General features: G+C 57.5%; 11 protein-coding genes. 1 reads left to right on the top strand and 10 read right to left on the bottom strand.

What is annotated here, in order from left to right; genetic code table 11:
* Positions 1-8 precede the first annotated feature (8 nt).
* The 6 genes from WA845_RS09150 to WA845_RS09175 form a co-directional block, all read right to left on the bottom strand.
* Positions 9-770: a DeoR/GlpR family DNA-binding transcription regulator gene (locus WA845_RS09150; RefSeq protein WP_004445980.1), complete on the bottom strand. Its 762-nt coding sequence runs from the start codon at positions 768-770 to the stop codon at positions 9-11.
* A 141-nt stretch (positions 771-911) separates the two neighbouring features.
* A complete protein-coding gene (locus tag WA845_RS09155) occupies positions 912-1,664 on the bottom strand; it encodes a cysteine hydrolase family protein (protein ID WP_112556296.1) in 753 nt (250 codons plus the stop codon).
* A 10-nt stretch (positions 1,665-1,674) separates the two neighbouring features.
* Positions 1,675-2,481, bottom strand: coding sequence for an ABC transporter permease (locus WA845_RS09160; protein ID WP_004445974.1), 807 nt, complete (start codon positions 2,479-2,481; stop codon positions 1,675-1,677).
* A 3-nt stretch (positions 2,482-2,484) separates the two neighbouring features.
* Positions 2,485-3,381, bottom strand: coding sequence for an ABC transporter permease (locus WA845_RS09165; protein WP_112556294.1), 897 nt, complete (start codon positions 3,379-3,381; stop codon positions 2,485-2,487).
* A gap of 1 nt (position 3,382) precedes the next feature.
* A complete protein-coding gene (locus WA845_RS09170) occupies positions 3,383-4,513 on the bottom strand; it encodes an ABC transporter ATP-binding protein (RefSeq protein ID WP_112556293.1) in 1,131 nt (376 codons plus the stop codon).
* Between the two features lie 29 nt (positions 4,514-4,542).
* Entirely contained in the window at positions 4,543-5,682 is a 1,140-nt protein-coding gene (locus WA845_RS09175; RefSeq protein WP_006697825.1) for an ABC transporter substrate-binding protein, read from the bottom strand.
* A 305-nt stretch (positions 5,683-5,987) separates the two neighbouring features.
* Between WA845_RS09175 and fabG the strand changes: the two genes are divergently transcribed.
* Complete coding sequence (gene fabG / locus WA845_RS09180; RefSeq protein WP_112556291.1) at positions 5,988-6,761, top strand: 3-oxoacyl-ACP reductase FabG; 774 nt, start codon at positions 5,988-5,990, stop codon at positions 6,759-6,761.
* A 58-nt stretch (positions 6,762-6,819) separates the two neighbouring features.
* Here the strand turns inward: fabG and WA845_RS09185 are convergent, their stop codons facing one another.
* The 4 genes from WA845_RS09185 to WA845_RS09200 form a co-directional block, all read right to left on the bottom strand.
* Entirely contained in the window at positions 6,820-8,148 is a 1,329-nt protein-coding gene (locus WA845_RS09185) for an aspartate aminotransferase family protein (RefSeq protein ID WP_004445965.1), read from the bottom strand.
* A 10-nt stretch (positions 8,149-8,158) separates the two neighbouring features.
* Complete coding sequence (locus tag WA845_RS09190) at positions 8,159-9,148, bottom strand: phosphotransferase enzyme family protein (RefSeq protein ID WP_022563141.1); 990 nt, start codon at positions 9,146-9,148, stop codon at positions 8,159-8,161.
* Between the two features lie 359 nt (positions 9,149-9,507).
* Positions 9,508-10,605, bottom strand: a complete 1,098-nt coding sequence (dinB, locus tag WA845_RS09195) for a DNA polymerase IV (RefSeq protein WP_112556289.1) — start codon at positions 10,603-10,605, stop codon at positions 9,508-9,510.
* Between the two features lie 418 nt (positions 10,606-11,023).
* Entirely contained in the window at positions 11,024-12,613 is a 1,590-nt protein-coding gene (locus WA845_RS09200; protein WP_004445962.1) for a bifunctional aspartate transaminase/aspartate 4-decarboxylase, read from the bottom strand.
* Between the last annotated feature and the right edge of the window lie 14 nt (positions 12,614-12,627).

Here is a 12,627-nt window from a genome sequence, read left to right on the forward strand (position 1 = left end):
GGCAGCTTTCAACAAATGGTCAGTTTCACGTCGTTGTTGTCCAGGCTTTCTGTCAAATCTTCGCCCAGCGCCTTATCGGTAACGACGTGCGTGATGTCCCGCCAAGCGGCATAGCGCGCGGGGAAGAGGCGGTCGTGCTTGGAATGATCGGCGACCACGACGGTGCGCGCTGCGCGCGAGACCATCGCGCTGTAGACCGCGCCACACTCCAGGAGGGCGTCCGAAGGGCCGTCTGGACCCAGACCGCTTGCGCCAAGAATGGCGAAATCGGCGTAGAAGGAATTGAGGAATGACACCGCATAAGCACCGACCGTCGCGCCCTCGGTGGCGTGATAGTCGCCGGGGAGCATGACCACCTTGATTGTCGGGTTGATGGCAAGCACGGTCGCCACACCAAAGGAATGAGTGAGTACAGTGATGTTCTTCATCTCGACTGCTACGCGTCGCGCGGTGTGCACTGTCGTCGAGCCCGAGCCGATCATAAGCACCTGAGCGCCTTTAAGTATCTGGACGGCCGCCTTGGCGATCCTTTCGCGCTCGCCGACAAAGAGCGCATGGCGCTCGGTCACCGAAGGCTCGGTGGAAAGCGAGCGCACGGCTCCACCATAAGTGCGATTGAGCAGACCCTGTTCGGTCATCTCGTCCAGATCGCGCCGGATTGTCTCTGTCGAGACGTCTAGGCGCCGGGCAAGTTCAGCAACGCGCAGGCTCGGTGCCTGGTTAAGTTCAGTCAGGATGCGCGACTGGCGCACGCTTTTTGGTTTTTTCATCGCGCCTCACTCCCAATTGCTTTCCAGCGCAAAACTCGGCCGCGTGAGGAACAGCTCAGTGCGCCGTGTTCAACTGCAGCAGAGACGGAGGAATTCTTGTCGGCATAAAGGGCTTCGAGTGCTTTCATCGACCAAGTTGTGTCAGGAACACTCTGGGCGAACAAGCCCGGGGCGACTTTCGTCCCCGATTGTTTCATGCTTTGGCTGCGGCAGATAGCCGATCAACTCTTCCGTGGTCATCACGTTGGCATAGATCATGTGCAGTCTGGTCAGTTCACTGACGTGGAGTTCCATGGAGCCTGCTGCACACGCGTCATCGACGACGATGACGTCGAAGCTCTCGTCAGCGAGGCTGCGGACGGTGGAAGATACACACTGGTCGGTAAAAATCCCGGCGCAAACAACGTGGGTGATGCCCATATTGGTCAGCAAAAGCCTGAGATTCGTGCCCGTCAGCGCACTGTCTGTGGTCTTGGTGACAACGATCTCGCCGTCCTGCGGGGCAATTTTCGACAGGATCTGCGAAGCTTGCTCATCCTTCGGAAGCAAAAGATTGTTCCATCCCGGCTTCTTCTGACTGAGCGAACGATCCCGGCCATCGGTGCGCAGACAAGCAATTCGCGCGAAAAACACGTCGAGGCCGAGTGCGCGGAACCGTTCCATGAGACGCCGGGTATTGGGGATGACGGTGTCATGCATGCGCTCGTGAAACGGCGTCCAGGCGTGATAGCGGACAAGATCATCACCAGACAGCGTGTCGGGAGCTGGGCGATCGAGATACGTGTTCTGCATGTCGATGACGAGAAGCGCCACCTTGCCCTTTTCAAGCGTCGGATCGTCGGGTTCCGGAGCGCCCAGATAGTAGAAGGAACGGCGGTCGGTTTTCCAGTTCATCGAGGCGTCCTCATGTATCCGCCTGACGACGGCGGACCAGCATGATGGCGAGACCGCCAGCCAGCAACAATATGGCAGCCGATACAGTGCTCATCGTGCCGAGCGCCGGCACCATTGGCGAATACCCGGCGACCATCTTCGAATAGAGCCATTTCGGGATCGTAGAGTCGACGCCGGCTGTATAAAGCGACAACGGAAAATTGCCCCAGGAAAGCAGGAACGCGAAGAGCGCGCCGGACCAGATACCCGGCCACAGAATAGGCAGGGTCACCTCGCGCAGAATGAACCAGCGGCCCGCTCCGAGGTCACGCGCAGCCTCTTCCAGTGTTGGATCAAAGGAATAGACCTGGATGGCAATGACGAGCGTCACCACCGGAACGATCCAGACGAGATGCGCAATAACGGCCGTCTGCCAGCTCGGGTTGATGCCAAGCGCGTTGAACCACAGGAGGAGAGCGAGCCCCAGCACCGGCTGCGGAAAGAAGACTGGCAGAAGGATCGCCTTCTGGAAAAGCTTGCGCCCCTTCCAGTCGTAGCGGGCGAAGGCGAGCGCGCCGAAGAAGGCGAATATCACGGAGACAAGCGTGACGATGAAAGCGATCAGGAGGGAGTTCTGCACGAGAGCCTGAATCTCGAGTGAGCCAAGGGTCTTGCCCCACCATTCGGTCGAAAAGGCGTTAATCGGGAAGCCGAAATAGCGTCCCCTGGACAGGCCGGCCATCGCTCCGCAGAGGATAGGAAGGTAAACGGCAAGGACGACAAAGGATGTCCAGACCTTGACGAAGGCTCGGGCGCGGATTTGCGAGCGGGTTTCCATGTCTCACTTCTTTCCCAGAATGCGGTCGAGATCGAGCTTGGACAGAACGTAGAGGGCAAGCCCGCTGATGATCGCGACGAGCAGGAGGGCGAGCGCCGAGCCAAGCGGCCAGTTCTGTGCATACGTGAAAGCAACCTCGATATCCTGCGCGATGGTAATGACCGACTGGCCGCCGAGAATCTTGGATTCGGCGATCGCGCCGGCGCCGAGCACGAAGGTGAGCAACATGCCGATCAGGATACCGGGCATGGCGAGTGGCAGCTCGATCTCTCGCCAGATCGTCAGCCTGTTAGCCCCAAGGTCACGGGCCGCATCGACAAGGTCCCGGGGGATCATGGCAATGCCAAGCGACATCGGAAACAGCATGAAAGGCAGATAGACATATGTCATGCCGAAGAGGATGGCGCCGGGTGTGTAAAGTATCTCGGGTCCGCCCGAGAAGCCGAGCCACTTCAGGCCGCCGTCGAGCACCCCGTTCTTGATAAAGAACAGCACCCAACCGTAGAGGCGTACGTTTTCCGAGACGAACAGCGGAAAGACGAACAGCACGCCGACCAGGCCAGACCATTTGCCGAACATGCGATTGAGACCGTAGGCGATGGGATAGGCGATCATCGCAAGCAATATGACTGTCGCAAAGGCATAGGCGATCGACCAGGCAAACGACATCCAAACGGTATTGGAAGGATCAAGGATCACCGTGAAGTTGGCGAGGGTAAAAGAGCGAAACACGTCGAAGCTCTTGGGCGTGGCGAAGGCATAGGCAGCTACCGTAAGAAGCGGTGCCAGAAAGCCAAGCAGCAGCAGGATCGTGACAGGAGCGGCCGCGCGCAGTCCTGCAGGGATAGACGGAAAATGCCTTTGTTCACCGGCCGCTTCAGCATGGGTCCTGGTTACCATATCAGTCTCCCACCACGATCGCGTCGCGGGCATCCCAGCCGATAGTGACCGTGTCGCCCGACGTGATGCCGGTCGCGGCGGCGCGTGCGGCCTCGACCAGATAGATCCGGTCGCCGGAATGAATCTGATACTGCATGCGCGAGCCGAGAGAATATTCGTTGTAGATCGTGCCGGAGATCAGATTGTCAGCGCTCGAAGAGCCGGTGACGAAGCGCATGGTTTCGGGCCGAACGATGACAGTTGCCGTCTCGCCAATCGTTTGTGCTACCGGGGCTACAGTGATCGGCCTGCCGTCGGCGAGCGTCCACACGCCTTGGTGGCCGCGCCTGACTTCAAAACTGTTCACCTCACCAAAAAATTCCGCGACGAAGCGCGTTGCCGGCTTGGTGTAGATTTCCTCAGGTGTGCCAATCTGAACGAGGCGGCCGCGACTCATTACCCCGACGCGATCAGACATGACCATGGCTTCCTCGAGCGAATGGGTAATGTAGAGAAAGGTCTTCCCGCTTTCGCGGTGCAGGTCCTTGAGCTCCTTTTCCAGAACTTTCTTCAGTTTGTAGTCGAGCGCCGATAGCGGTTCGTCGAAAAACAAGACGTCGGGGTCATAAGCAAACGCGCGGGCGAGCGCCACGCGCTGTTTTTCACCACCCGAGCAGCGCATCACGTTCTTGGAATAGTAACTCTCAGGCAGGCGCACCATGCGCATGAGTTCGAGAGCGCGCGCTTTGCGTTCTGCGGCCGGCATTTTGCGAACTTTTAGCGGGAACTCGATGTTCTCGCCGACGCTCTTGTGCGGGAAAAGCGCAAGCGACTGGAAGACGAGACATGTCGGACGCCTGTCGGACGGCACGTTATTGATCGTTTCGCCGCGCAGCGTGATATAGCCTTCTGATGGTGACTCCATGCCGGCCAGCATGCGCAGAAGTGTGGTCTTGCCGGACCCGGAGGGTCCGACAATGGTGACGAATTCGCCTTCTCTGATATCGACACTTATGCCATCTACCGCGGCAAAATCGCCGAAAATCTTTCGAACGTCGACAAGTTGCAGCACCGGTTTCGGCGTTGGATGGATCGGATCCTCGATTTTCGGCAAGACGTCGGATAGGGTGGGCGAGATCATCGCAAGGCTCATGTTCTGTTCTCCGTCGGGACAGGCTTTGCTCAGCCGCGCAGGCGCCTGGCGGCGGTCATCAGTTCCAGTGCCTTGTCATAGTCAGGCACGATGTCGTATTGCGCCGAACGCGCCATATCCTCCTCGAGGCTGTCCCATTGGATGGCTTCCATCTCGTCCTTGGTGAAGAGTTCGTAGCACTTCGGGTTGCCCATCTGGCTGACCGGGTTGAATGTGCCTTCAGCAAAGGCGACGGTGTGGGCGACGTGCGGATCCTGGACGTATTTCAGAAATTCCAGGGCGAGTGGCGAAAGTTCGGGATTGTTGACCGTCGAGGTGATCTCGATCCAGGAAATACCGCCCTTGCCATCCATCGGGCCCTTGAGTGGCGTAATGGCGCGCAAGTTCGCATAGCCGTCGGCACGCGCCGGAGAGACGGAATAAGTGCCACCGGTCATATAAAGGTCGATCTCGCCGGACACGAGAGCCTGATTGAGTGACGCCATGTCCCCGACCATCTTGGCGCCCTTGAAAACTTTTTCTGCGGTTTCGGCAAAGGCCTTGAACTCCTCCTCCGTATGCTCCCTGAAGGGGTCAATTCCGGCGATGAGGAAGATGTTGAAGACGTTCCAGTCGTCGGATTCCTGTATGCCGTACTTGCCGGCGATCGAGGCGTCGTTGAACAGGTCCCAGCCCTGTTCCTCCGCTGTTGCTTTGCTGACCTTGTCGGTGTTGACAACAAAGCTGTAGGGCCCGAAGCGCTGCGCCATGCCGAGCAGGTCCTTGCCGTCGTCGCTCATTGCCCAGCGATAAGGCGCCTTGAAGTTGGGGAGCATGGTCTCGAAATAGGGCTCGAACTCGGCGCGCGGCAGCGGCTTTATCAGCCCGGCCGGCCCCATCACCTTTCGGGCCCAGGGATTGTTGACGTTGATCAGGTCCCAGATTTTGGTCTCGCCCGCGCGCAGGCGGTTGATCATGGTCGGGTCGTTGGTCAGGCTTTCAGCCTTGACGGTCGCTGACTGGCTGGATCGGAAGGGATCCAGGACCTGTGCGGAATTGTAGCCTTCCCAGCACAGGATATTGAGCTCTTTTTCGCGACCCGCAAAAGCGCGGGTCGCGCTTGCCATTGGGCCGGTAAAAGCGGCCGCACCCATCATCTGCATCATGTTGCGTCTGGAGATTTTCATCATAATTGTTCCCCTTTTTCTTGGCCGCTTCCGTGGCTCGTGGATCGCTTATGTTGGAACCTTGTCGTAAAAATGTGTGATTTACAACATCTATTTTCTGCTTCATGGTGCGGAGCGTGATTGGAGCGGTAGCACCCGGAGGCGAACGTGACTTCTGCAAAAACGGAGTGCTAAACGACTAATATTACTGTGCATTTGTTTTGTGCAGGTGGCGCCGGTAGTGTGCCGATGTTTTAATCTGACGCCTCAAATTAAAGCAGTAGCGGCACGTGAATTTGTGGAAATTGCAACAAAAAAGTGAGTGGAACATGTTGAAGTCACTGCAAGGGAAAACGGTCATTGTCACCGGCGCAAGCCGGGGGATTGGCAAGGGCATAGCATTGCGTTTCGGGGAGGCCGGCCTGAACGTCCTCGTTGTCTCGCGCAGCCAGGTCGATGCCGACAGGGTGGCGTCCGAAATCGGAGCCAATGGCTCGGGATTTGCCGCGGATGTGAGTACAGAGGAGGGCTGCAGGGCGATGGTCGATGCAGCCATAACCCGCTATGGCGGCGTCGCGATCCTCTGCGCCAATGCCGGCATCTTTCCGGCGGCTAAGCTGGGCGAAATGACGGCAGCCGACTTCGACCAGGTGATTTCGACCAATCTTAAAAGCACCTTTCTCAGCGTTTCCGCCGTATTGCCAGCCATGACGAAGGCCGGTTCAGGCCGTATCATCATAACCTCATCGATCACCGGCCCGATTACTGGATACCCGGGCTGGTCGCATTATGGGGCAAGCAAGGCAGGCCAACTCGGCTTCATGCGCACGGCTGCGATTGAACTGGCCCCAAAGAACATTACGGTCAATGCTGTCATGCCGGGCAATATCATGACCGAGGGGCTTGAGGACAACGGCCCAGACTATATCGCCGCGATGGCGGCCTCTGTTCCGTTGCGTCGTCTTGGCGCGCCGGCGGATATTGCGAACGCCGCTCTGTTCTTCGCATCTGAAGAGGCTGCCTACATCACCGGTCAGTCAATTGTTGTCGATGGCGGCCAAACCCTTCCGGAATCGCTCGGAGCGCTCGACGCGATGGGCTGAAACCGGAAGAAGTCCGGGCGACATCGTCGCCCGGTGTACCTGAAAGATTTCAGGCGGCTCAACGCGCGTTCAGGATGCTGTCCAGCGTAGCCGAAAAAAGATCGGCATCCTCATTCGAAAAACACAGTGGCGGGCGGATCTTCAGCGTTGCGCCATACTTGCCTGCTGCCCCGATCAGGATACCGTTTTGTTTCAATTTATTGATCACTGTCGTTGCGAACGCCGTGTCCGGCTCCCCCGTGGCGGGGTCGACAAAGTCGAGGCCGATAAAGAGGCCGGCCCCCCGCACGCCGCCGATGACCGGATGTCGGGTTTGTAATGCCTGGAGCGATTGCTGGAAATGACCACCGACAGCGGCCGAACGTTCGATCAGATTTTCTTCCTCGATCACCCTGAGCACGGCATGGCCAGCGGCGGCCGCCACGGGATTGCCGCCGAAAGTATTGAAGTATCCGGTTTCCTCGCAAAATCTCTGGAGTAAGTCAGGTCGCGTTACGACACCACCCATCGGGAAACCGTTCCCCATTGGCTTGCCCATCGTGACGATATCGGGTGTGACGCCGTGGCGCTCGAAGCCCCAAAGACTGCCTCCCGTCCGGCCAAAACCCGGCTGGACCTCATCGGCGATCAACAGGCCGCCAGCACGGTGCACCACATCTGTCGCCTCCCTGAGAAAGCCGGCAGGATCGGCGTAGATACCGTCGCTTGAGAAGATTGTATCAACGATCAAGGCGGCGAACTTGATGCCGCGCGATTTGAGTTCGTTAATCGCCTGTTCCACAGATGCGGCAAAGCTTGCAGCAACGCTCATGCCGTCACGGGGCGCCGGCGCCGGAATGACCGCCACAAAGGGTGCGGGCTTGCGCTTGCGCAGGGACGAGGGGGAAATCTCGGTCACAAGCGCAGTATTTCCGTGATAGGCTGCTTCGGTGACGACGAAACCTTCGGCGCCAGTTCCGATGCGGGCGATGCGCATGGCAAGATCATTGCTTTCGCTGCCGGTGCAGGTCAGAACCACATTGCTGAGCGCCGCCGGGAATTTTGACAGAAGCTCTTCGCTATAGGACTCGACGACGCGGCTGAGGTAGCGCGTGTGGATGTTGAGTTCGCCAATCTGGCGCGCAACGGCCTCGACCACCCGCGGATGGCAGTGGCCGACCGACGGTACATTGTTGTAGACGTCGAGATATCTGCGTCCGCCGGCGTCATACAGGTAGGCGCCCTGTGCACGCACCATCTCAATCGGCTGCTCGTAAAAGAGCACGGATGACGCTCCAAACGTTGCCTGGCGCTTGGCGACGCGCTGCGCAAGTTCAGCCGGGAAGCCCTCGGCACGGCTTGCATCAAAACGGTTGAGATCTAGAATTTCCTTGGTGGCGACGCTCATCGGGCTCTCCTCAACGGTGTTCGGCCAGATAGCGCTCCGCGAGCGCCACGGTACCATCGGTATAGCCTGTTCCCATGGACTGGGCCGTCGGCGTTTCAGCATGGGAAGCGATCCACGCGGTGAGTTGCATGCGGCGAAGCATGATGAACATCGGCAGGGCCGCCTCATGTTGCTCATCAAGAGCGGTGACGCGCCGATAGCCTTCGAGCCAGGCGGCTTTGAGGTCGGGGATGAAAGGCTCATGTTCCATGAAGCTGATCGAGGCTGCAAAATCGTAGGCGTACCAGGACAGACCGCAATCATCGAAATCGATCACTCCCAGTCTGCCATTATCGACCAGAAGGTTGGCGGCGCGCATGTCGCAATGAACGAGGCCGAAGCGGTCCTCACCATAGCCGTAAGCGGAGGTCTGGGCTTCGAGCAGCTTGTGCGTTCTCTCTAAAACGGACTTGCCGCCGAGCGTCAGTCCGAGGGCGTCACGCCAGTCACCCCAATAGGCACCGTCCCCCAGAATCCGGTTGAAGCTCCATGTCTTGCGGACGAAGTTCTCCGGTCGCGTCCATCTGCGGCTGTGGGCGTGCAGTTTCGCATTGATTTCACCGAGTGTCCTGTACCAGTGGACGAGGTCTGACTCAGCATCTGGCTCCTTGCCCGCCATATATTCGAAGGCGACGGCATGGCGCATGGTTTCGCCGTCCGAGAAGACTTGAAGGAGGCTGCCGTCGTTTGCCGTGACTGGCCGCGGCGTAACAACGACCCCATCTTGCCGTAGCGCATCAATCCATGCGAGCTCGGACAGTATCTCCGCTTCAGTATGGTAGTCAGGGCGATGCACACGCACGATCAGATCGCTTCCAGTGGTCTCGTCAGCGATACGGAAGGTCGCGTTCTCGGAGATCGTCAGGAGCGTCAGGGTTGCGTCCGGCGAGACGCCCCATACTGGCGAGAGGTCCTTGAGGCCTTGTCCCAACCTGGAAAGAAAATCTGTATGATACAACATTTATCGCGCCTGTTTTGATCATGATTGGCAAATCCAACAATATTAATGTTGTAATTGCAACATTTAATCCAAACCCATTGATGTTTTTTGGATGTTCAAAGCGGCTGCTCGTGGCGACGTTCGCGACATCATCGGAAGGCTGATGAACATCATTGGGGTGGTGACGACCGCCCGGCGTCCGGTCGCCATCAGCGGCCGCCTCGGCGCTCCGGGGGCGATCGATCAGGGTGGCCGCTCCGAGGACTCTCGGATACTGCTCTTTCCTCGCTTTGCCTGCGGAGGCAGCGACGCGATCAAGCCAACCCAGCTGACGCGCACGTCGCCTAAATCAACTCAGGCCCCGAAGCACATTCTTCTGATCAAAAACCCAGGCCCAGCTGCGATTGGTCCTCGTATTCAGCCTCTTTGTCATTGGTGAGCGACGACAGCGTTACCCCAAGGAGCCGGACCGGCCGTTTGAATGGATAGACACCGGCCAGCAGGGTATTGGCCGCGTCTAGAATGTCTTCGGCGTTCGAATAGGGGATGGCAGTTGTCCTGCTCCGCGTCGCCTGGGTGAAGTCGGAATATTTGATTTTCACGGTCACCGTCTTGCCGCTGAAACCCTTGGCCTCGCAATAGGACCAAACCTTTTCCGCAAGTGGCCGGAGTTCCCTGGTTGCGAGCTCGAGGTCATCGATGTCCGCGGTAAATGTATCTTCCGCGCCGACCGACTTACGCACGCGGTCTGGCCTGACCTGCCGCTCATCGATGCCCCGGGCAATGCCATAGAAGTACGGACCGGACTTCCCGAAATGCTCAACCAGAAACGGCAAGGATTTTGCTTTCAGATCCGCTCCGGTCTCAATACCAAGCCGGTGCATCTTTTCCGCCGTAGCCGGGCCGACGCCATGGAATTTCTTGACTGCGAGCTGTTCGACAAAGGCCGGACCGTTCTTCGGCGTAATCACCGCCTGACCGTTCGGCTTGTTCAGATCGGACGCCATTTTTGCCAGGAACTTGTTATAGGAGATGCCGGCCGAAGCGTTCAGCCCGGTCACCGCCTTGATCCGGGCGCGGATTTCCAGAGCGATTTCAGTGGCAATTGGCATATCCTTGAGATTTTCGGTGACGTCGAGATAGGCCTCGTCGAGCGACAGAGGTTCGATGAGCGGCGTATATTCCGTAAAAATCTCGCGTATCTGCTGGGAGACGGCGCGGTAGACTTCAAATCGTGGTTTCACGAAGATCAAATCAGGGCATTTTCGAGCCGCCGTGACCGACGGCATTGCCGAGCGCACCCCAAATTCCCGTGCCTCGTAACTTGCTGCTGCAACGACGCCACGGGCAGCCGCTCCGCCAACAGCGAGGGGTTTGCCGCGCAGTTCAGGATTGTCGCGCTGCTCAACCGAAGCGTAGAAGGCATCCATGTCGACATGGATGATTTTTCTGGCGGCTGAGGCGGTGGTGAGGTCCATTGCAACCAAGTTCGCGGAGAGAAACGAAACAAGAACATAACAGCTTGCGACGTGACATCCAAGTCACCATTCGCAGTTAGGGTCATAATGGTGTTGCCGGAACGGAAGCGACGTCGTCTGATTACAATGGGTTTCAGAACCCATACATTGCCGAAATCGGTCAGGGCGGCATCCCAGGAGGCGCGGACAAATTTGCGAGGATCGTGTGCCGTGCAATTCACTCTCCTTATGGCGTGTCCATGCTGTGAGGTTAAGATTCAGTTTGGCGGCGTGCCGATGAACCTGTTCATGATCACGATTGGCACGACATAGCCGTTGTCCACCATGAGGATCCGCGAGAGCACTCTTACACTCTCTTGATCATCAGGGTGGTCGGCGACAGAGGCGTCCCGCCATCTGGACGATGGCAGGAAGCGCGTTATCGATGCGTTTGCTGGAATTTCGCGTAGTACTCGTCAGCCATCTTACGGAGCGATCGGCCAATCGCCGCGTACTCGTACTCGTTGAGATTGGCAAGCGACGCCCGACCAGAAGGGTGCTGGGTTCCAAAGCCGCGTCCCGGCAGCAAAACGATTCCGGTCTCATCGGCAATTCTGAACAGCAGCTCGTTCGGCGAAAATTCGTGTCTGACCCATGCTGCAAACTCGTCGCCAAAAAGCCGGCGGGAAATCTTCTCAAGATCCAGCAAGGTATAATAATCGACCGAATTTTCGTCGTCGGGAGTGTCCAGGCCGAGCTCAGCGTAGAGGGCTGCCTGTCTGCGCCGGATAAGTCGCTTCAGTGTTTTCTTGTAGTTGTCGTTTTCGTCCATAAGCGCGAATAACGAAAACAGCACCGTTTGGACCTGCTGAGGCGTTGAGAGCCCTGCGGTGTGATTGAGCGCCACGGTACGGCTGTCAGCAACCAAGCGGTCGATAAACCTCAATGCCGAAACGTCTGTGACAATCGATGAATACCGCTTGTCGAGCGACGCTTTGTCTTCCTCCGGCAAGTTCCTGATCGCTTGATCGATCACGTTGTCCCGTCTTAATGCGATGGTTCCCAGCCGCCAACCCGTAGCTCCGAAGTATTTCGAGTAAGAGTAGACCAGGATCGTGTTTTTTGGGCAGACGGAGAACAGCGATTTGAAGTCGTCCGCGAAAGTCCCGTAGACGTCGTCGGTTAGTATCATCAAGTCCGGCCGATGATTGTCGACGATGTCGGCGATCTTTTCCAGGCTCCGTTGATCGAGCTTTACCGATGGAGGGTTGCTTGGGTTGATACAGAAAAAGATCTTGATCGAGGGGTCTTTAAGCTTTTCGAGTTCGGAGTCCGGATACTGCCAGCCAGCTTCTGGGTCCGCACTGATCGAAACCTCTTCAAGCCCGTATGCGTCCAGTTGTGGAATCTCGATATACGGCGTGAACACAGGCATACCGATAGCCACCTTGTCCGATTTTTTGATCAGACGGTTTTTCTGCAGCGTGTCAAAAACATACGTCATTGCTGCCGTTCCGCCCTCAGTGGCAAAAACGTCTATGTCCTGGGGCGATATTTGTCCGCCGATCATCTCTTTCGCTAAATACTGACGGACAATCTGTTCACTGACACGCAGCATGCGCGGCGGAACAGGATAGTTGCAGCCCAATATGCCTTCCACCATCTCGTGGAGGAAATCGGAAGCGGAAAGTCCGAGCTGGTCACGCACGTAACTTATGGCGCGACCAAGAAACACGACGCCTTCCTGGTCTCGATTGTCTGAGACGAAGCGTTCGAATCGCGCTTCGATGCCTTCTATGCGCGGTAAGCCACCTAGGTGCTGCTCCATGTAGGAGTATGAGAGCTCTGATTCCGCAACAGCGAATAGGCCGAGCCTGAAAAAGCCTCGCCGGGGCAGGGTTGCCAGAAAATTCGGGTTGCCGCGTCCCGCGTTCAGCATTTGTTTTTCTTTTTTCGTGGACGCCAGTTTGATGAGCTCGTCTTTGAGTTCGAAGGGGCTGAGTTTTGCGAACTGACTGTAATCGTTCATACTTCTCTCTCCTG

Origin of the sequence: Agrobacterium sp. CMT1, from assembly GCF_037203725.1 — a bacterium.
Taxonomy (GTDB): domain Bacteria; phylum Pseudomonadota; class Alphaproteobacteria; order Rhizobiales; family Rhizobiaceae; genus Agrobacterium; species Agrobacterium pusense.